This is a genomic window from Methylobacterium aquaticum, assembly GCF_001043915.1.
Taxonomy (GTDB): domain Bacteria; phylum Pseudomonadota; class Alphaproteobacteria; order Rhizobiales; family Beijerinckiaceae; genus Methylobacterium; species Methylobacterium aquaticum.
On record NZ_LABX01000308.1, the window covers coordinates 1 to 18728 of the forward strand.

Genomic DNA, 18728 nt, shown 5'->3' on the forward strand with positions numbered 1-18728 from the left:
GTCGCTCGTCACCGTCGCGCTCGGCAGGACGCGGGGCGTGGCCAGGAAGGAGAGGCGCGGCTGGGTGAAGACGATGCCGCGGTCCCGTCCCGCGAGGGCGAGGGCCGGGTTGACGCAGCGTCCCCCGGGCCCGCGCCCTTCCGGGCAGCGCTGCGCGTCTGGCGCCGCCGGCGGGACGGTGCTGACGGCCGGCGCCAGGGCCTTGTCCGGGGGGGCGGGCTGGGCCGCGCCCCCCCGGACAAGGCCCTGGCGCCGGCCGTCAGCACCGTCCCGCCGGCGGCGCCAGACGCGCAGCGCTGCCCGGAAGGGCGCGGGCCCGGGGGACGCTGCGTCAACCCGGCCCTCGCCCTCGCGGGACGGGACCGCGGCATCGTCTTCACCCAGCCGCGCCTCTCCTTCCTGGCACCGCCCCGCGTCCTGCCGAGCGCGACGGTGACGAGCGACCGCCTGTTCCGCTCGCCCAACAACCCGATCACGGACGCCGATGTCGAGATCGGCCGGATCCTCGGCTATCGCTGAGCCACGGCCGGAGCGTCCCCTCAGGACAATCCGACCGCGCCACCCTGGCGGCGATCCCGTCGTGTCGGTGCCGAGCCGGCGGCGTGGCGACCATTCGAGGACCGGATCAATGCGCCATCACCGACCGGTGGTCGTCGGGGTCCTAGGGAGCGGCCGCGGCGGGTGATGGGTCGCGCCTCGCGCCTTGTCCGCCGCAATGGCCGGCTGGACCTGGGGGATCGGCACGATCCGGGGCGGGCGTGAGGGAGATGCGGGCGGTCGCAGGGGCGGCCTCGCGAACCGGTTGGGATCGTGCGGCGGCCACGTCGACCGGGGCCATCCCGCTGGGCGGACGGGCCATCGGGGCGACGGCCGGTTCGGCCGGGAGGCTGGACCGGGCTCGTCGGCACCCGGGACCTCGGGCCCGGCGACGGGACGGGCGGGCGCCGGAGGGCTGGCGCCAGGGGCGGGGCTGCCGGGCACTTCGGGGCCCGGTCCCGACCGGCGGGCATTCGGCCCCAGATCGATCCGCGGCAGGTCGGGCCAGTCGACCCTCGCCCGACACGGCGCAGGGGGGACCGCGATCCCGCTTGTCCGTTCACGCGAGGATCTGTCCGGGCACGGACGTCGCGCCGGGGGGGCCGCATCATCCTCCTGCGCCGATGCGCAAACGATCAGCCCTCCCAGGAGCAGGGCGGTCATGACGGTTTTGATCATCATCGACGCCCTGTCCGGATTGGCCGCCTGTCGATCGGCCGGTCAACGGCCCGAGACGCCGCGCGAGTTGCTCGCGTGGTTGTAGCCCGCGCCGGATGACCTGGTGCTGCGATTGTATCCGCCACCGCTGCCATTGTCGGATTTATTGGGTCCAGCCTCGGACCCGTTCGATCCGCCTTTGCTTTTATCGTTATAGCGACTGTTGCTGCATGATACCAACGGTCGTTGAAAACGACCTTTGGTTCCGTTCTCGAATTGTTGCCAAATCTCTGGTCTGGTATCGAAAATTCGAGATGGGGTCAACGGCCGGATGCGTCAGCATCTCCGGCCGTCGATATGAGGTGGAGTGGCTGCGGCTGGGTCCCTCGCGTCCCGCCGCTTGACTGGCGACAGGCCAGACGACCCAAGACGCGGCAAGCTTTGCAAGAACGACGGACCTCACGATGCTCTCCACGCCCAGAGGAATGCGATTGCCCCGCACGTCCTCAAGCTATCCATAATCGGCCTGATAGCTGTGCGGAACCGCACCTTCATTTGAATGGCGCTTATATAACGGCATATAACCTTTATACTTGCGGCACCGCCAATTGAAAAAACCAAAAGGCGATCTTAAATTTTTTTGAACCGTAACAGGCTTTTCCTGTTTTCCTCGCTGCTTCCGATTCTCTGCCGCATTCACCGCATTCGGGTCACGCAGCTGCGTCGAATCATCCACAATCCGATCCGCCGCACCGATGATAACCCCCATCCAGGACGCCGATGCATCGCTTCGATCCCGGGCAAACCCAAGATCGACGGAAATGTTGTTCCCTCCCGACCCGTCGATGCCAAACCCAGAGGTCCGGAACCTTGGGCTTGACGACCAGGCGAGACCGGCATCACCAATCGCTGGAGCCGAATTTCTGTCTTGTCGCACTGTGAAGAAGCGAACAGCGGTTCCCCATAGCGATACGGCACAATCAAAGGCCAAGCGCAGCACCCGACAGCAACGTGATCGGGCGTTGCTCTAAGCAGACTTGCGTTGGCAAGCCAACGCTTCGCCCGCTTAGTTTCTTGTTTTATCGCAGATTTTTGCCGCCGAACCGGTGACCACTTCGGCGAAATCTGCTTATATCACCAGCATGGCGCCTGACGCAGACAGCGCCGCCATCGCGGCGGCGTGCGATCGGTCGAGGAGTGAGATGCGCCCCGCGATGTTGCGGTCGAGCGCCGCGACAAGGGCGGGAAGCGCGCGCAGACGGCCCTGAGCGTCGATCTCGATATCGCCCTCGGCGGCGGCCGCTTTGAACAGCGTGCGGACATGCGTGCGCGACACGCCGAAGCGTCGGCCGACATCCGTGAAATCGACCGCGACCCATCCATCCGGGTCTTGGTGCTGCAACCGGACGAGCCGCATGAGCATGAGCATGCCGGACGAGGCCGCGTAGAAGCGCAGGATCCGTGGATTGGGAATGACGATCTCCCGCGCCATGGCGCCGAGCGTCTCCAGCCAGGCCCCGCGCATGGCTTTCAGGAAGGCCAGGTCTCCGGCCAACGGGAGGGCGTAACGCTCGCACCCGAACAGAACGGCGAGAAGCGCGTAATGCGACCGGATGAAGGCTCGATCGTGCTCGATCAGCGCCGGCGTTGGCAGGACGATGCGGCACCGCCGGTCGTTCGGCGCCGGAGCGATCCGGAGATGGCCGGCCTGCGCAAAGCGGGCGACGATGAGGTCGATCTGGCGCGGGCTGGCGACACCAAACAAGCCGACGGTCCGCTTGAGCCGGCTGATCGTGGGCCAGGTCGCCGCCTCGTCGTCCCGGTACCCGCCCCAGAGGGCCATGACGATGCCGTAGACCAGGATCCGCCCACCATCGAGCATGAGTTCGAGCATCGCCGGCTTCGCCTCGTAGAGTGCCAGCACGGCATCGATGTAGACGTCGCGAGCGGCCGGGAAGCCGGGATCCTCCAGGATGCGATCCGGTGTCGCGTAGGCGGGCTCCGTGACGTGCAAGGCGACAGGCCCGTTTCATCAACCACCGATCGGAACAGGAATACGCATTTTTCTCCGTGTACAGCAACCACGTGGTCATGACCTAATGTCCGCACAACACCCGATGTCGGCGGACCGCAACGGGCCGTCATGCGTCTGTCCGCTTCTCGGTCGCTCATGGTCTCACAAGGGCCGGGTGCTTCCGGCGGGGACGCGGACGGCGACATGCATGGAACGGATCGCCGATCCCGCCCGATGGGCGATGGTTCATGGACGTGACATGGGCTGCGTCCGCTGTCTCGATTTGCAAGGGCCGTCCGTCGAAGACCTGTGTGGAGGAGCACAACGCGACGGTTCGCTGCCTGGCATGACATCGTTCGTCGAGGACGGACACTGGAAAACTCCAGATCAAGGACTGGTTGCCATGACGTATGCTGTTCCCGCGCTTCTCGTCACCCTGATGGCGAGCCCGGCCCCGGCCATTGGCCATGTCGATCATGGTCCGCTCCGCCCCGCGGGCGGCGCAGCGGTGACGCAGGTCGCCCAGATCGTGATCGGTCCGAGGCAGATTCCGACGGTCAACCGTCAGGGCCTCCGCAACGCCCCCACCCCGCCCCCGGCCCCGGCGAAGGCGCCCGTGCAGACCTTCACCTCGCCGACCCAGGCAGCGGCGGCCAAGGGCTCCTTCGTAACGGTACCGCCGGGCGTGACGAAGACACCGGCCAACGCCAACAGCCGGCTGTTCCGCTGATCCGCTGATCCGCGCCAACGCCGATCGGTCCCGGGCCACCGGGACGCACGCATCCGCATTGCCCGAGAGAGAAAGACCGGCTCCCCTGCGCACGCAGCGGGAGCCGGCCTCGTTCAGGCCGAGGGGGCCGCGGCGGGGCGCGCATCGAGCAAGGTGAGCGCCTCCGCCAAGCGCGCCCGCGCGCGATCGGCGGCGGCCGGATCGAGCGCACGGATATCGACGTGGAGATCGAGGCCGGGCAGGTGCTCCGAGATGACGGCCTCACCACCCTCCTCGCAGGCCGGGCCCTCGACCCGGTAGCACACGATCTCGCCGACGATCCCCTTGATCTGGATCGGCGGGAGTTCCACGGCCCGCACGACCCCGCTGACCTGCGCATAGGTCTCGAAGCTCAGCATGATGCCGCCGGGCTCGGCGATCTGCTGGAGCCGGGCGGCCAGGTTCACGGCGGCGCCGATGATGGTGTAGTCCATCCGGTCGTCGCTGCCGAAATTGCCGACGTTGCAATAGCCCGTGCTGATGCCCATCCGAGCCTGGAACGCGGTCGCGATGCCGCGGCGGCGCCACTCGACGTTGAGCTGGGTGAGCCGGCGCTGCATCTCCAGCGCCATGGCGAGGCAGGCGCGCGCATCGCCCGCGACCCCGCGCGATTCCGGATCGCCGAAGAACACCAGCATCGCGTCGCCGATGAACTTGTCGATCGTGCCTCCGTGACGCTCGGCGATGGCGGCCATCTCGGTGAAGTACTCGTTCAGGAGGGCCGTCAGCTCCTCGGGCTGGAGCCGCTCCGTCGACGCCGTGAAATCCTTGATGTCGGAGAAGAAGATGGTCAGCTTCTTGCGCTCGGTGCGCACGACGACGTCGGCCTCGCCGCTGAAGATGCGACGGAAGATTTGCGGCGGCAGGTATTTGGCGATCTTCGACGAGACCGAGGCGAGGAACTGATTGGCGGTGGACAGGTCGCGGTTCATCGTCCGGATCAGGTTGGCCTGCCTGCCCTGGATCAGGATCACCCCGAACCCGGTGACGGCAGCCACGACCAGGTAGCTGAACAGCCACTTGAAGGCGAGGATGTTGCCGCGGATGGGCTGGTGGATCGTGATCTCCTGGATGCCCCGCACGTCGCCCACGGCCCAGTCCGTCTTCGGGCTCAGCGGGTGGCTGTTGTGGCATTGGACGCAGGCCGGCGCCATGACGATCGGGCTGGCGATCCGGACCTTCCGGTCGAGGATCGATCCGGACATGCTCACCACGGGGTCGCGGGGAGCGTCCACCGGGCGCGCCCGCAATTCCGCCAGGGCTTCGCGCTCGAAGGCGTCGAGGGGGTGCGGCTCGCGGTTCTTGAACGGATAGTCGGAGACGAAGCGGTAGCTGATCGAGCCCTCGCGGGCACTGACGCGCCGCCCGATCTCCAGGGACAGGGTGGCGGGCAGCGGGATCGCGCCCGGCACGTCCTGGAAGTCGTGCGTGACGGTGACCGGGACCTCGGCCTTGACGACGTGGTTGACGACCTCCTCGGCGTAGAAGGTCATCATGTCGTTGATGAGCCGGCCGGTCTCGGTCGCCTGGAGGCGCAGGATCTGCTCGGACAGACCGCGCAGATCGAGCCACACCGCCACCGGAAGACCGACGAGGCCGAGACACACGGCGACGAAGAGGAACGGCAGCACCCGTCCCGGCCCATCGAGGCCCTTCTGTCTCTGTGCCGTCATCTCGCTGTCCCGCGTGGACGACGCGCGTCCCCCGACGTCGCATTATCCACGATGCGGCAGCCTCAATCTATCCAGGTCCGCAGCGGTCTCGACGGTTTCATGGGAGCGGTTTCATGGGAGCGGTTTCATGGGAGCGGATTCTCGGAGGATGTCGCGAGACGGCGCGTGCCCGCACGCTGGCGAACGCTCGCGGAGATCCCCGGCGCTCGGGCTTCAGCCGCGCCGGATGGGGACGGGAATGCCGGACCGCATCGTCCGGGCTATGCGTCAGGCGACCTGCGCGGGCCTCGACGCCGTGGAGACCGGCAACGCCGTCCCGGGCACGAAGGCGTCGAACGCCGCCCAGAACTGCTCGCGAATCGCGTCCTGCTCCATCAGGATCTCGTGGCGGGCGCCGCGCAGCGTGATGGTGTGGCCCGCCGTGAGCCGGGCGGCGAAGCGCTCCACCGCCGGGGTGCTGCACACCGGATCGGCCCCGGCGGCCACCACCAGGACCGGCACGCGGATGCCGAGCGGATAGCGTGGATCCTCGAACCGGCGCATCGCCCGGAAGGCCGCGGCGAGCCAGCCGATGGTGGGGTCGCCGATGGCGCCGGCCCCGACGGCGAACGCCGCGGCGGCGTTGCGGGCGTAGCGGACCGGATCGGTGGTGAGCCGGTTGTTCGGGAACGGCTTGGTGGCGATCGACACCGCCGAGCCCCCCGGGACGTAGCGGCGACCGAATCCCAGGAGGCGCAGGACAGCCGCGAGGCGCATCGCCGCCTTCGGCCGGCGGATCATGCAGATCGCCACCATCGGCGCGAGGACGACGAGGCGGTCGAACGGCAGCCAGCCCTCCCGGGCGGCGGTCAGGCAGATCGCGCCGCCCATCGAATGGGCGAGGCCGAAGAAGGGGCGCGGCATCCGCCCCTCCATCACCTGGGTCTCCACCGCCGCGAGGTCGAGCCTGTACTCCGAGAAATCGTCGACATGGCCCTTGTAAGGGTCCTCGACGGTGCGGTCGGAACCGCCCTGCCCGCGCCAGTCGAAGACGACGACGTGGAAGCCGCGGTCACGCAGCTCGGTCACGGTCTCGAAGTACTTCTCGATGAACTCGGCCCGGCCCTGCACCAGGCAGACCGTGCCCTGGACGGTCCGGGCGGTCGGTGCCCAGGTCGCGGCCCGCAAGGACAGGCCGTCGGCGGTCCGGACCGTCAGGGGCACCGCCCCGGGCGGGATCGGGTTGTCGGGCGTGGCGAGCAGCGGCACGGTCACGAGAGGGCCTCCGAGGCTGGCATCCGCCGCATCCTGGCACGGCATCCCCTAACAAGTGGAGCGCGGCTCCGGCCTGTCCGGTCTCCTCGCCGCGCGGCCTGAAAAAAATCGCGCAACCCCGTAGGACACGGCCTTGATCAGTCTAGGGCCCACCCCAATATCCGAGGGGCGCCGGCCGATACGGCGGCGCGCAAGACCGGGACCGGCCCCAACGGCGGACCCACAAGACTACATATTGCTTCAGACGGAGAATATGTCATGCGTCAGTTCGATCTCGCTCCCCTGTACCGTTCGACCGTCGGTTTCGACCGCCTGTTTTCCGCTCTCGACCAGTTCGTGACCTCGGATGCGGCGCCGACCTACCCGCCCTATAACATCGAGCGCACGGCCGAGAACGCTTACCGCATCACCCTCGCGGTGGCCGGCTTCACCGATCAGGATCTGTCGATCGAGACCCGCGAGAACGCGCTCACCGTGAAGGGCGAGCGCAAGGGCGAGGCCAAGCAGGCCGAGTTCCTGCACCAGGGCATCGCGGCCCGCGGCTTCGAGCGGCGCTTCCAGCTTGCCGACCATGTCCAGGTGACGGGCGCGGTGCTGGAGAACGGCTTGCTCCACATCGATCTCGTCCGTGAGATCCCGGAGGCCAAGAAGCCGCGCCAGATCCAGATCGCCACGGGCTCGCGCCCGCAATCGATCGAGGGCAGCGTCCAGAAGGCCGCGTAAGCGTCAGCCCTGTCTGTCCGTCACGGGAGCGCCCCGGCCGCGAGGCCGGGGCGCTTCTTCGCGTCAGGGCAGGAGGTGCGTGCCGTGGGTGAGCGCTGCGCCCGCCCGGAGGGCCACCGCCACGAAGACGGTCTCGGCCAGTTCCTGCTCGGTCGCGCCGGCCTTCTTGGCCGCCTCGCGATGCACCTCGAGGCAATAGGGGCATTGCGTGGTGAGGGCGACGGCAAGCGCCATCAATTCCTTGTACTTGCGCGGGATCGCCCCGTCCGCGAGCGCCGCCTTGTCGAGGGCCTCGAAGGCTCCCATCGCCTCGGGCGTGAGGCTCTTCAGGGCGGACAGCTTGTGCAGGTTGGCGGCATCGTACATCGCGTGGGACATGGCGTGATCCTCCCGGGTTGGCCCGTGTCGTGTGACCGGCCGCGCGGTTGCCCGCGGCGGCTCGGCCCCGCGACAATTAGAGGATCACGGACCGACACCCAAGAGCGAGCAAGAGCGCCCCCAAGGCCCGCCCCGCCCGCACCGAGGCACGGGTCAGAGATCGCCGAAGGCGAGCTGGGCCGTCGCCGGGCTCTTCGGCGACTTGCCGGCCTTGTCCTTGGCCGCGCCGCTCTTGGGGCTCTTGGCACCGCCCGTGGCGCCCGTCTTGGCAGCAGCCTTGCGTGGCCGCTTCACCTCGGCGCCCTGGATGCGCGCCTTGCCCTTGTCGCGGGCCACGGCCTCGGGGGCAGCCTGGTCGCCCGAGAGCCACTTGCCGCGCTTGATCACCTCGTTCACCCGGCCCTGGTTGACGCCGAGCTTGAAGGCGATCTCCTGCTGGGTCATCTCCGTCGAGCCGTGCAGCTCGAGGATCTGACGGGCCAGTTCCGGGGTCATCTTCTTGCCGACGATGCGGCGGCCGGGCTTGACCACCCGGTTGGCGCGGTCGCGCTCGCGCAGGCGCTCGAGAATCGCCAGCGCCATCTGCATGCCGTTCTCGCGCAGGGCTTCCTCGAATTCCTTCAGCGTCGCCATGAAGACCGAACTCCGCTGTCACGTTCCGGCAGGAAAACGGCGCCGGGCGGGGGTGGTTGCCACCGTGCACAGATCATCCACGGTTTGTGCGCGTCCTGTTCCGGGTTGGCAACTGCCCGCCGGAGGCCATCCACCGCTCTTGCCGCCGCTCCCGATGCGTCGGACAAGACCGGGGCGTCGCGCACGGCTCGACGCCCCGGACAGGAGAGTCGCATGGTGCTGGAAATCGCGCAGATCGAGGTGAAGGCCGGGCACGAGAGCGCCTTCGAGGACGGCGTCGGCCAGGCGGTGGAGCTGTTTCGCCGCGCCAAGGGCTGCCGCGGCATGGAGTTGCAGCGCTCGGTCGAGGTCCCGACCCGCTACCGGCTGATGGTGCGGTGGGAGACCCTGGAGAACCACACGGTCGATTTTCGCGAATCGGCGGATTTCCCGGCCTGGCGGGCCCTGGTCTCGGAGCATTTCGCCGCTCCGCCGCAGGTCGAGCACACGGTGCTGGCGGTCCAGGGCTTTTAGAGCCGCGGGCCAAACCACGTCCCGTATCGGCTTCGCGTGCAGCCGCAGCGTGACACGGGGCGCCCGACCCGCTACTCGCGGAGGGACGGCTCCTCGATCTCATGGCACCCGACATGGCCCGACCCATGGCCCGACGTCCCCTGCGCATCGGCACCCGCGGCAGCCCGATGGCGCTTGCCCAGACCGGGATGGTGCGTGACCGCATCGCGGCGGCCCATCCCGACCTTGCCGAGCCCGGCGCGATGGAACTCGTCGTCGTCACCACGGTGGCCGACAAGGTGCTCGACCGGCCGCTCTCCGAGATCGGCGGCAAGGGCCTGTTCACCAAGGAGCTGGAGCAGGCGCTCCTCGCCGACGAGGTCGACATCGCCGTCCACTCGATGAAGGACGTCGAGACCTGGCTGCCGGACGGCCTCGTCATCGCCTGCATCCTGGAGCGCGACGACCCGCGCGACGCCTTCCTGTCGCCGCGGGCGACGAGCCTCGCCACGCTGGCACCGGGCAGCCGGGTCGGCACCTCGTCCTTGCGCCGCGGCGCCCAGGTGCTGATGCGCCGGCCCGACCTGACGATCGTCCCCTTGCGCGGCAACGCCAACACCCGGATGAAGCGCCTGGAGGAGGGCGCCTGCGACGCCACGCTGCTTGCCATCGCGGGGCTGGAGCGGCTCGGCCTCGCCGACCGCGCGCAGGAGATCCTGCCGGTCAGCGAGATGCTGCCGGCGGTGGCGCAGGGGGCGCTCGGCATCGAGTGCCGGGCCGGCGACACCGAGGTGATCGCGCGTCTCCAGGCCGTCGTCTGTCCCACGACGACGATCGCGGTGAGTGCCGAGCGGGCCCTGCTCGCCGAGCTGGATGGCTCCTGCCGCACCCCGATCGCGGCGCTCGCCCAGATCGACGGCGATCGGCTCACCCTCGACGGGATCCTGTTCCTGCCCGACGGCAGCGCCCATTGGTCGACCCACCGCACCGGCTCCGCCGCCAACGCCCTGGCGATCGGGCGCGAGGCAGGCGCGGAGCTGAAGGCGAAGGCCGGCGAGACCTACCGGGCGAAGCTGCAATAGAGCATTTTCCGACGAAGTGGGCACCGGTTCGTCGCAGAAGATGCAGCACAATCAGAGAGCTGGAGAAGCTTCGCGATGGCAACGCGATCGTGAAGCGCTTTAGCGCCGCGGGTCAGCAGGCGACCGATCCGGGCTCCGCGTCCGCGGCACCGATCCGCGGCGCCACGACCGCGAGGGCGCCGGCGGCGACCCCACCGCCTCGCCTTTTGACCGCGTAGGAGGCTGCATCGGCCCGCCGGACCAGGTCGTCGAGATTTGCCGCCCGCAGCGGCGCGCAGGCGAAGCCGAGGCTGAGGCCGACGCTGACCGTCTCGCCGCCGAGATGATAGGGCGCGCTGAGAGCGTGGACGATGCGGCGGGCGAGGGCCTCCGCCTCCTCGGCGTTGCGGATGCCGGGCTGGAGCACCACGAACTCGTCCCCGCCCGTCCGGGCCGCCAGGGCGGGCGGGCCGAGGAGCAGGCGCAGCCGCGCACCGAGTTCCTGGAGCAGGGCATCGCCGGCCGCGTGGCCGTAGCGGTCGTTCACGGGCTTGAAGCGGTCCAGGTCGAAGCAGTGGACGGCCACGCGCTCTTCCCCGGTCCCGGCCAACCGGTCGAACGCCTCGCGCAGGCCGAGGCGGTTGGCGAGCCCGGTCAGGGCATCGCTGCGGGCGAGGGCCGCCATGTCGAGGCGCATCGTGATCTGCCGGGTGGCAACCCGGTAGGTGGCGGCGACGCTCTGGAGCGCCCCGACGAGGAAGAGGGCGAACATCGTCGCCAGGAGGCCATGCGGCATGCCCCCGAACCAGGCGGCCGACACGATCGCCGGCACGGCGGAGACCAACAGCGCACCGGCCGCCAGACAGGGACGGACCGAGAGGTTGGTGACGGCGCCGGAGCAATAGCCGAACAGCAGCCCGGTCGCGAGCATCTGCAACTCCACCCTGGGCTGCGCGAAGACCGTGCCGGCGAGCACGCCAACCACGATGGCGACCCCGCCCGTCGTCAGGATGTGGCCCCGTTCCCAGCGGCGGGCCTCGCGCGGCGCAAGCGGGCCGCGCTCCTGCCGCCGGATCTGGAGAACGATGAGCCCGAGCTTGCACAGGGACGACACGACGCCGACCGCGACCGCCGCGAACAGAACGGCCTGGCTGAGGGCCTGGGCGACGAACAGCCCGATCCCCCCCAGGGTGATGCCCATGATGGCGATCGGCAGCCCGTTGCTCGCGAGATCGGCGACCAACGCGACGTAGACGTCATCCGTTTCAACGCTTGCGGGCATCCGCTTCGTGTCCGACTCGTTTCGCGACGCAACGGAAGCACGCGACCTATGACGAATCCGACAACGCCCCCGGATCCGGGCCGTTTTCCCTCGGAGCGGCTGCCCCCGGCCGTCCTCACCCTGGCCCGGTCCCGCCCGCGAGGGCCACGGGCCATCGCCCGGCCGACCTCTCCCGCTCAGCGCGCGACGCAGCGTTGGGCTGCGCAGCCTCCGATCAGACCAGGACCGGCACCGCCCGTTGCACGCCGACGCCAAAGACCCGCTTGTAGCGCTCGACCTCGTCCTCCGGCCCCAGGGCCTTGGTCGGGTTGTCGGAGAGCTTCACGGTCGGGTGGCCGTTGGCCGAGATCACCTTGCAGACGATCGAGATCGGGTCGAGGCGTCCATCCGGCACCAATCCGCGAAAATCGTTGGTGAGCAGCGTGCCCCAGCCGTAGCCGATGCGCAGGCGGCCGTGGAAGTGGCGGTGGATCCGCTCGATCACGTCGACGTCGAGCCCGTCGGAGAAGATCGCCAGCTTCTCCCGCGGGTTGCGCCCATGCCGGGCCCACCAGGCGATGGCCTCCTCGCCGCCCTCGATCGGGTCCTTCGAATCGATGCGGATGCCGGTCCAGTCGGCCATCCAGGCCGGGCCGCGGTCGAGGAAGCCGGTGGTGCCGTAGGTGTCGGGCAGGATCACCAGGAGGTTGCCGGCATAATCGCGCTGCCAGTCGGCAAGCACCAGATAGGGCGCTCGGGCGAGGTCCTCCTCGGTCTCGGCCAGGGCCGAATAGACCATCGGCAATTCGTGCGCGTTGGTGCCCACCGCCTCGATGTCGTGACGCAGCGCGATCAGGCAGTTCGAGGTGCCGAGGAAGCTGGGGCCCAACCCCTCGATCATCGCCTCGACGCACCAGTCCTGCCACAGGAAGCCGTGGCGGCGGCGGGTGCCGAAATCGGCGATCGACAGGCCCGGCAGGGTCTTGAGCCGCTCGATCTTGTCCCAGATCCGCGTCATCGCGCGGGCGTACAGCACCTGAAGCTCGAACTTGCCCATGCCCTTGAGCACGCCGCGCGAGCGCAGCTCGTTGAGGATGGCGAGCGCCGGCACCTCCCACATCGTGGTCTCGATCCACGGGCCGTGGAAGGTGAGGACGTATTGCCCGTCCTGCTTCTCCAGGAGATAATCGGGAAAGCGGAAACTCTCGAGCCAGTCCATGAAGTCCGGCGAGAACATCTGGCGCCGGCCATAGAAGGTGTTGCCGCGCAGCCAGGTCGATTCGCCCCGGGTCAGCCGCAGCGACCGGCAATGGTCGAGCTGCTCGCGCAATTCACCCGGGTCGATCAGATCGGCGAGGCGGACCTGGCTGGTGCGATTCTGGATCCCGAAGGTCACCGAGACATCCCGGTGGCGCCGGAAGATCGTCTGCGCCATCAGGAGCTTGTAGAAATCCGTGTCGAGCACGGAGCGGATGATCGGGTCGATCTTCCAGGTGTGGTTGTAGACCCTGGTCGCGAGATCGAGCATCGCCCGTACCTGCCTGCCTCGGGCCGCCTCCTGCGGGCGACCGGACCGTCGCCCCTCGGGCGGGGCGACGGCGGGTGCGAAGCCGGCACGGTTCGAGCCGCCGAGTCAAGCGCCGGCCCGGCGTTATGCGCAATCCTCAGCGGGCGGCGAGATCGACGGCCTTCTTCTCGGTCTTCGGCGACTCGCCGGTCACCGCGGCCTTCACGTAGCCGTAGAGGTGCAGCATCGTGGAATTCGGGCTGTCCCAGTACTCGCCCTTCTCGGGGTGGACCCGGATCAGCGCGACCGAAGGGTCGTCCTTGCCGCCCGGGAACCACGTCTTGAGGCTCTCGCTCCACTTGGCGTCGATCGTCGCCTTGTCGCGCACGATCTCGGCCTTGCCCGACACCGAGACATAGTTCTGGCTCGACGGGTCGGAATAGGACAGGTTGACCTGGTTGTCGCGGCCGATCTCGGTCGTCACCGGCGCATCCTGCTTGACGAAGAACCAGAGATCGCCGGCTTCGTCCGCTTCCTGGTTCCACATCGGGCGGCTGCGCAGCTGTCCGTCGGAATCGGCCGTGGTCATCATCGCGACCTTGACGTCCTTGATCATCGCGAAGAGCTTCTTGGCGCCCTCATGGTCGCGGTGGCTGCCCTGATGCATCGTGTCGATCTCCCGTGACGAGCGGGCCGGCCCGCTCCGATGTGCACGACAACGGACGATGCCCGGTTTGGTTTCGGGGCCGGCCCGGCACGACGCGGCCGTCAAAATCCCGGCGGCCGGCTCGCCGGGCGCGCGGGAGGCCCCTATCTGTGCTGCGGTGGCGCCGCCCGGGCGGCGCGGCGCGGAGTCTCTTGCGATGAAGATCAGTGCGCGCAACCAGCTCGACGGCACCGTCGTCGCGGTGACGAAGGGCGCCACCACCGCCCATGTCCGGGTCGAACTGGCGGGCGGGCAGATCGTCACCGCGGCGATCACCAACGACTCCGCCGACGAATTGGGCCTTGCCCCCGGCAAGACCGTGACGGCGATCATCAAGTCCAGCGACGTGATGATCGCCACGGAGTGAGGCGGTCGCATGCGGCCCGATCGGCGCTCCCTGCTCCTCGGATCGGCGGCCCTCGCGCTGTCGGGTGCCGCACGGTCGGCGGCGGAGCCGGTGCGTGACGATGCCGGGCGGGTCCTCGCGGGTCTGCGCCGGCCCGTCGCCCGGGTGTTTCCCGCCGGCCCCCCGGCGGCGATCCTGCTCTACACGCTCGCCCCCGGGCTGCTGCTCGGCTGGCCCCGTGCGATCCGGCCTTCGGAAAGACCCTATCTCCTGCCGCAGGCCGCCGACCTGCCGGAGGTCGGGCGGCTCACCGGGCGGGGCAACACCGCCAACCTCGAATCGGTGCTGGCGCTCAAGCCCGACCTGATCCTCGATGTCGGCTCCACCGCCGAGACCTACCGCTCCCTCGCCGACCGGGTGCAGGAGCAGACCGGCCTCCCCTACGCCCTCCTCGACGGGCGCCTCGCCTCCACGCCCGCCACCTACCACAGCCTCGGGCGCCTGGTCGGGCACGACGCCGAACCCTTGGCGGCCCTGAGCCAGAGCATCCTGGCGACGATGCGCGAGCGCGTCGCGACGGTGCCGGACGGGAATCGCCCCCGGGTCTACCTCGCCCGCGGCCCGCGCGGCCTCGAGACCGCGCGCCAGGGCTCGATCAACGTCGAGGCGCTGGCGCTCATGGGCGCGGTCAACGTCGCCGGGCCCGGGGGCGGGCTGGCGCAGGTCTCGCCCGAGGACGTGGTGGCCTGGGCGCCCGAGGTGATCGTCGCCCTCGATCCCGCCTTCGCCGCGGCGGCGCGGCAGGATCCGCTATGGCAGGCGACGCCGGCCCTGCGCACCGGGCGGCTCCATGTCAGCCCGTCGCTTCCCTTCGGCTGGGTCGATTTTCCGCCCTCGGTCAACCGGCTCCTCGGCCTGTGGTGGCTCGGCACGATCCTCTACCCGGCCCTCTTCCCGGAGGACATCCGGGGAATCGCCCGCGACCTCTACGGCCGCCTCTACCACGTGACGCCGGACGCGGCGGGCCTCGATCGCGTGCTGGCGGGAGCCCCGTGAGCGGGATCGCCCTTGCGGGCGCCCGGGCGGTCCGGCTCGGCGGGCCGTGGCTCGCCCTCCTCGCCCTGGGGCTTGCCGCCGCCCTCGCCTTCGGGGTCGGGCGCTACCCAGTCTCCCTCCTCGACGTCGCCAGGGTGGTCCTCGGCCGCCTCAGCGGCCACGCGCCGGATGTGGCGCCTGCCGTCGAGGCGGTGGTGTGGCAGATCCGCGGCCCCCGCATCGCCGCGGCGATCCTGATCGGCGCGGCGCTCTCGGTCGCCGGCACCGCCTTCCAGGGCCTGTTCCGCAATCCTCTGGTCTCGCCCGACATCCTCGGCGCCTCCTCGGGGGCGGCGCTCGGCGCCGTGATCGGCATCTGGCTCTCTCTCGGGGTGCTGGCGATCGAGGGGCTGGCCTTCGCGGGCGGGCTGCTCGCGGTCGCCTGCGTCTACGCGCTCGGCGCCGCCCTGTCGGGGCGCGATCCGGTCCTGGTCCTGGTCCTGGCGGGCGTCGTCATCGGCTCGCTCCTCGGCGCCGGGGTCGGGCTCATCAAGTATCTGGCGGACCCTTACAACCAGCTCCCGGCGATGACGTTCTGGCTCCTCGGCAGCCTGTCCGGGACGCATCCATCCGACCTGCTGCCGCTCGCAGGTCCGGTGGTCCTCGGCACCGGGCTCCTCCTGCTGCTGCGCTGGCGCCTCGACGTCCTGTCCCTGCCGGACGAGGAGGCCCGCTCCCTCGGCCTTGCCACCGGCCCGTTGCGGGTCGCTGTCGTGGCCGCCGCCACCCTGGTCACGGCGGCGAGCGTGGCGGCGGCCGGCATCGTCGGCTGGGTCGGGCTGGTGGTGCCGCATCTCGCGCGGTTCCTGGTCGGCCCCGGCTTCGGCCGGCTGATCCCGACCGCGGCCCTGCTCGGCGCCGGCACGCTGCTCACCATCGACACGCTGGCGCGCACCGTGGCCCCGGTCGAGGTGCCGCTCGGCATCCTCACCGCCTTCGTGGGCACGCCGGTGTTTCTCTGGCTGCTCGCCCGGGCGGAGCGGGACTGGTCGTGACCCTGCTCGCCGCGCACGACCTCGCCTTCGGCTATCCCGGCCGGGAGATCGGCCGCGGCCTCTCGCTGCGGCTGGCCGCCGGCGAGGCCCTGGCGCTCCTCGGGCCGAATGGCGGCGGCAAGACCACGTTGCTGAAGACTCTGCTGGGCCTGCTGCCGGCGCTCGCCGGCACCATTCGGGTCGAGGGCCGGCCGCTCAGCGATCTCACCGCCCGGGAGCGGGCGCAGGCAATGGCCTACGTGCCCCAGGCCGGCGCCAGCGCCTTCGCGTTCACCGCCCGGGCCGTGGTGCTGATGGGGCGGACCAGCCGCACCGGCCTGCTCTCCGCCCCGTCGAGGGCCGACCACGCGGCCGCCGAGGCGGCGCTGGCCCGGATGGGCATCGCCCATCTCGCCGAGCGGCCGGTGACGCGGCTGTCGGGCGGCGAGCGGCAACTGGTGCTGGTCGCCCGGGCGCTGGCGCAGGAGCCGCGCATCGTGGTCCTCGACGAGCCGACCGCCAGCCTCGATTTCGGCAACCAGGGCCGGGTGATGGCCGAGGTCCTGCGCCTGCGCGCCGATGGGCTCGGCCTGCTCTTCACCACCCACGATCCCAACCAGGCGGCCCGCTCCGCCGACCGGGCGCTGCTCCTGCGCGGCGGCTCCGCCCTCGCCGCCGGGCCGGTGGCGGAGGTGCTGGAGGCCGCACGCTTGAGCCGGCTCTACGGCGCGCCGGTCGAGGAGGTGCGGGACAGCGCGACCGGCGCGCGGGCCTTCCTGCCCGGATAGGGCTTCAGCGCGGCGCCGGGGCCAGAGCCGCCGCGGTCTCCGCGGCCCGGACGAGGCCGACGAACTCCGCCCGGTAGCCGAACGGATCGTCCCCCCGCGCGCCCGTGGCGAGCCGCACGACATCCGGGTAGCGGAACGCCCCGGTATAGGCGCCGCCCCGCAGGATCTCGCCGAAGGCCGCGACGGCGGCGGCGAAGCGGGCCTCCTGCGGCGCCTCCGCGAGCGTCTTCGCCTCCTGGGACGGATCGATCGCCGCCTCGATCAGCCGGCTCGTCTCCGCATCCGGCCGCTTGTAGCGGATCGCCACATGCGCGTAGTCGCTCGACCCCGCGACCGGCGCGGCGGGCGGGGCGCCGTAGCGCAAGGCGGGCATCGTCCGCGCGCCCCCCACCGGCACCACCTCGTAGAGCGCCGTCACGGTCTGGCCCGAGCCGACCTCGCCGGCATCGACCTTGTCGTTGGTGAAGTCGTCGCGGCGCAACGCCCGGGTCTCGTAGCCGATCAGCCGGTACTCGGCGATCGTCGCGGGGTTGAACTCGACCTGGATCTTCACGTCCTTGGCGATCGGCACCAGGGTCGAGGTCGCCTCCTCCACCAGCACCTTGCGGGCCTCGTTGAGGGTGTCGATATAGGCCGCCGCGCCGTTGCCCTCTTGCGCCAGCGCCTGCATCAGCGCGTCGTTGTGGTTGCCCATGCCGAAGCCGAGCACCGACAGGAAGATGCCGGTGGCGCGCTTGCGGGCGACGAAGCCCTTCAGCTCGTCACGGCTCGTGATGCCGAGGTTGAAGTCGCCGTCGGTGGCGAGCACCACCCGGTTGACCGCCTTGGCCTCGAAGCCCTGCTCGGCCAGCGCATAGGCTTGGCGCAGGCCCTCGCCCCCGGCCGTGCCGCCGCGCGCCGCCAATCCCTCGATCGCCGCCAGGATCTTCTGGCGCTCGCTCGCCGGGGTGGGAGGCAGCACCGTGCCGGCCTCGCCCGCATAGGACACGATCGCCACCTTGTCGCGGGCATCGAGCTTCGTCAGCAGCAGGCTCAGCGCCTGCTTGACCAAGGGCAGCCGGTTCGGCCCGGCCATCGAGCCGGACGTGTCGACGAGGAAGACGAGATTCGCCGCCGGCCGGCTCTCCGGCGCCACGGCGTAGCCCTTGATGCCGACCTGCACCAGCTTGCGTCCCTCGGCCCAGGGGCTCGGGAAGACCGAGGTGGTGATCCGGAACGGCTCCTCCGGGCTCGTCGGCGCCGGGTAGGCATAGGGAAAGTAGTTGATCATTTCCTCGACGCGCACGGCCTTCGGCGGCGGCAGGGCGTTGCGGTTCAGGCTGGCCCGCACGAAGGCGTAGGAGGCGGTGTCGACGTCGATCGAGAAGGTCGAGACCGGCGCCTGCGCCACCGCCTGGAAGCCGCTCGGCGGCGCGTCCGGGAAGCGGTCGCGGCCGGTGGGCTCGGGCAGCGGCAGGGGTTCGGGCCGCGGCATCGCGACGGTCCCGATCGCGTGACCGGGCAGCGCCCGGGCTTGCGAGGGTGGGAGCCGCATCCGTGCGATGTCCTGCCCGCGGCGCGACGCCTCCTCGGCCTCGGCGGTGGTACGCCGGACGGCCTCCGCCCGGGCGGCCGCGGCCGGCGCCGGCGCGGGCGCGGGCCGCGCAGCTTCGGCCGCTCGCGTTTCGGCTTGCAGAGCGTGCCGGGCCTGCGCCTCCGCAGACTTTTCACCCGGTGAGACTTGGGCCTGCGGCGGAGTCTTGGCCTCCGGCGGAGTCTTGGCCTCCGGCGCGCTCTTGGCCTCCGGCGCGCTCTTGGCCTCCGGCGCGCTCTTGGCCTCCGGCGCCATCGCGGCGCGTTCGCGCAGGATGGTCCAGGCGG

At 70.4% G+C, this 18728-nt stretch carries 19 protein-coding genes; 9 read left to right on the forward strand and 10 right to left on the reverse strand.

Annotated elements, in window-relative coordinates:
- Positions 1-519 (forward strand): hypothetical protein (locus VP06_RS37510; RefSeq protein WP_048467609.1); only part of this gene is annotated, 519 nt, incomplete at its 5' end.
- A gap of 1186 nt (positions 520-1705) precedes the next feature.
- On the opposite strand, the gene VP06_RS36845 is transcribed toward VP06_RS37510, so the two are convergent.
- Both VP06_RS36845 and VP06_RS30680 read right to left on the reverse strand, forming a co-directional pair.
- A complete protein-coding gene (locus tag VP06_RS36845; RefSeq protein WP_156295858.1) occupies positions 1706-2194 on the reverse strand; it encodes a hypothetical protein in 489 nt (162 codons plus the stop codon).
- Positions 2195-2323: 129 nt separating this feature from the next.
- A complete protein-coding gene (locus tag VP06_RS30680; RefSeq protein WP_048467610.1) occupies positions 2324-3208 on the reverse strand; it encodes a hypothetical protein in 885 nt (294 codons plus the stop codon).
- A 208-nt stretch (positions 3209-3416) separates the two neighbouring features.
- Here VP06_RS30680 and VP06_RS36850 point away from each other — a divergent pair, with 208 nt between their 5' ends.
- Positions 3417-3938: a hypothetical protein gene (locus VP06_RS36850; RefSeq protein WP_156295859.1), complete on the forward strand. Its 522-nt coding sequence runs from the start codon at positions 3417-3419 to the stop codon at positions 3936-3938.
- A 113-nt stretch (positions 3939-4051) separates the two neighbouring features.
- On the opposite strand, the gene VP06_RS30690 is transcribed toward VP06_RS36850, so the two are convergent.
- Both VP06_RS30690 and VP06_RS30695 read right to left on the reverse strand, forming a co-directional pair.
- The gene (locus tag VP06_RS30690) at positions 4052-5650 is read right to left on the reverse strand and encodes an adenylate/guanylate cyclase domain-containing protein (protein ID WP_048467612.1); all 1599 of its coding nucleotides are present in this window, start codon (positions 5648-5650) and stop codon (positions 4052-4054) included.
- Positions 5651-5917: 267 nt separating this feature from the next.
- Positions 5918-6949, reverse strand: coding sequence for an alpha/beta hydrolase (locus VP06_RS30695; protein WP_197093328.1), 1032 nt, complete (start codon positions 6947-6949; stop codon positions 5918-5920).
- A gap of 213 nt (positions 6950-7162) precedes the next feature.
- Here VP06_RS30695 and VP06_RS30700 point away from each other — a divergent pair, with 213 nt between their 5' ends.
- Positions 7163-7627: an Hsp20 family protein gene (locus VP06_RS30700; RefSeq protein WP_048467613.1), complete on the forward strand. Its 465-nt coding sequence runs from the start codon at positions 7163-7165 to the stop codon at positions 7625-7627.
- A gap of 63 nt (positions 7628-7690) precedes the next feature.
- Here VP06_RS30700 and VP06_RS30705 read toward each other — a convergent pair whose 3' ends face one another.
- Positions 7691-8005 (reverse strand): carboxymuconolactone decarboxylase family protein, encoded by a 315-nt coding sequence (locus VP06_RS30705; protein WP_425350970.1) that lies wholly within the window; start codon positions 8003-8005, stop codon positions 7691-7693.
- A 153-nt stretch (positions 8006-8158) separates the two neighbouring features.
- Positions 8159-8638, reverse strand: a complete 480-nt coding sequence (locus VP06_RS30710; RefSeq protein WP_048467614.1) for an RNA polymerase sigma factor sigma-70 region 4 domain-containing protein — start codon at positions 8636-8638, stop codon at positions 8159-8161.
- A gap of 213 nt (positions 8639-8851) precedes the next feature.
- Here VP06_RS30710 and VP06_RS30715 point away from each other — a divergent pair, with 213 nt between their 5' ends.
- Complete coding sequence (locus VP06_RS30715) at positions 8852-9151, forward strand: antibiotic biosynthesis monooxygenase family protein (protein ID WP_048467615.1); 300 nt, start codon at positions 8852-8854, stop codon at positions 9149-9151.
- 125 nt (positions 9152-9276) lie between these two features.
- Positions 9277-10212, forward strand: a complete 936-nt coding sequence (gene hemC, locus VP06_RS30720; protein WP_048467616.1) for a hydroxymethylbilane synthase — start codon at positions 9277-9279, stop codon at positions 10210-10212.
- A 112-nt stretch (positions 10213-10324) separates the two neighbouring features.
- Here the strand turns inward: hemC and VP06_RS30725 are convergent, their stop codons facing one another.
- The 3 genes from VP06_RS30725 to VP06_RS30735 form a co-directional block, all read right to left on the reverse strand.
- Positions 10325-11473, reverse strand: coding sequence for a GGDEF domain-containing protein (locus VP06_RS30725; RefSeq protein ID WP_048467617.1), 1149 nt, complete (start codon positions 11471-11473; stop codon positions 10325-10327).
- 214 nt (positions 11474-11687) lie between these two features.
- Positions 11688-12980, reverse strand: coding sequence for a nicotinate phosphoribosyltransferase (gene pncB / locus VP06_RS30730; protein ID WP_048467618.1), 1293 nt, complete (start codon positions 12978-12980; stop codon positions 11688-11690).
- A 136-nt stretch (positions 12981-13116) separates the two neighbouring features.
- On the reverse strand, positions 13117-13626 hold the full coding sequence (locus tag VP06_RS30735) for a pyridoxamine 5'-phosphate oxidase family protein (RefSeq protein ID WP_048467619.1): 510 nt from the start codon (positions 13624-13626) through the stop codon (positions 13117-13119).
- A 196-nt stretch (positions 13627-13822) separates the two neighbouring features.
- On the opposite strand from VP06_RS30735, the gene VP06_RS30740 reads away from it, so the two are divergent.
- Genes VP06_RS30740 through VP06_RS30755 form a run of 4 tightly spaced genes read left to right on the forward strand, consistent with a single transcriptional unit; the run spans position 13823 to position 16868 of the window.
- Positions 13823-14032: a TOBE domain-containing protein gene (locus tag VP06_RS30740; RefSeq protein WP_048467620.1), complete on the forward strand. Its 210-nt coding sequence runs from the start codon at positions 13823-13825 to the stop codon at positions 14030-14032.
- Positions 14033-14041: 9 nt separating this feature from the next.
- Positions 14042-15067, forward strand: a complete 1026-nt coding sequence (locus tag VP06_RS30745) for an iron ABC transporter substrate-binding protein (protein ID WP_048467621.1) — start codon at positions 14042-14044, stop codon at positions 15065-15067.
- Entirely contained in the window at positions 15064-16101 is a 1038-nt protein-coding gene (locus VP06_RS30750) for a FecCD family ABC transporter permease (protein ID WP_048467622.1), read from the forward strand. Before VP06_RS30745 ends, VP06_RS30750 begins: the two co-directional genes overlap by 4 nt.
- On the forward strand, positions 16098-16868 hold the full coding sequence (locus tag VP06_RS30755) for an ABC transporter ATP-binding protein (protein WP_053082104.1): 771 nt from the start codon (positions 16098-16100) through the stop codon (positions 16866-16868). Before VP06_RS30750 ends, VP06_RS30755 begins: the two co-directional genes overlap by 4 nt.
- A 4-nt stretch (positions 16869-16872) precedes the next feature.
- On the opposite strand, the gene VP06_RS30760 is transcribed toward VP06_RS30755, so the two are convergent.
- Positions 16873-18728 (reverse strand): vWA domain-containing protein (locus tag VP06_RS30760; protein WP_048467626.1); only part of this gene is annotated, 1856 nt, incomplete at its 5' end.

What these genes read in the sequence shown, in the direction of transcription:
- VP06_RS36850 (WP_156295859.1), top strand. Translation starts at nt 3,417, where the DNA reads ATGGAACGGATCGCCGATCCCGCCCGATGGGCGATGGTTCATGGACGT.
- VP06_RS30690 (WP_048467612.1), bottom strand. Translation starts at nt 5,650, where the DNA reads ATGACGGCACAGAGACAGAAGGGCCTCGATGGGCCGGGACGGGTGCTG.
- VP06_RS30695 (WP_197093328.1), bottom strand. Translation starts at nt 6,949, where the DNA reads ATGCCGTGCCAGGATGCGGCGGATGCCAGCCTCGGAGGCCCTCTCGTG.
- VP06_RS30700 (WP_048467613.1), top strand. Translation starts at nt 7,163, where the DNA reads ATGCGTCAGTTCGATCTCGCTCCCCTGTACCGTTCGACCGTCGGTTTC.
- VP06_RS30705 (WP_425350970.1), bottom strand. Translation starts at nt 8,005, where the DNA reads ATGTCCCACGCGATGTACGATGCCGCCAACCTGCACAAGCTGTCCGCC.
- VP06_RS30710 (WP_048467614.1), bottom strand. Translation starts at nt 8,638, where the DNA reads ATGGCGACGCTGAAGGAATTCGAGGAAGCCCTGCGCGAGAACGGCATG.
- VP06_RS30715 (WP_048467615.1), top strand. Translation starts at nt 8,852, where the DNA reads ATGGTGCTGGAAATCGCGCAGATCGAGGTGAAGGCCGGGCACGAGAGC.
- hemC (WP_048467616.1), top strand. Translation starts at nt 9,277, where the DNA reads ATGGCCCGACGTCCCCTGCGCATCGGCACCCGCGGCAGCCCGATGGCG.
- VP06_RS30725 (WP_048467617.1), bottom strand. Translation starts at nt 11,473, where the DNA reads ATGCCCGCAAGCGTTGAAACGGATGACGTCTACGTCGCGTTGGTCGCC.
- pncB (WP_048467618.1), bottom strand. Translation starts at nt 12,980, where the DNA reads ATGCTCGATCTCGCGACCAGGGTCTACAACCACACCTGGAAGATCGAC.
- VP06_RS30735 (WP_048467619.1), bottom strand. Translation starts at nt 13,626, where the DNA reads ATGCATCAGGGCAGCCACCGCGACCATGAGGGCGCCAAGAAGCTCTTC.
- VP06_RS30740 (WP_048467620.1), top strand. Translation starts at nt 13,823, where the DNA reads ATGAAGATCAGTGCGCGCAACCAGCTCGACGGCACCGTCGTCGCGGTG.
- VP06_RS30745 (WP_048467621.1), top strand. Translation starts at nt 14,042, where the DNA reads ATGCGGCCCGATCGGCGCTCCCTGCTCCTCGGATCGGCGGCCCTCGCG.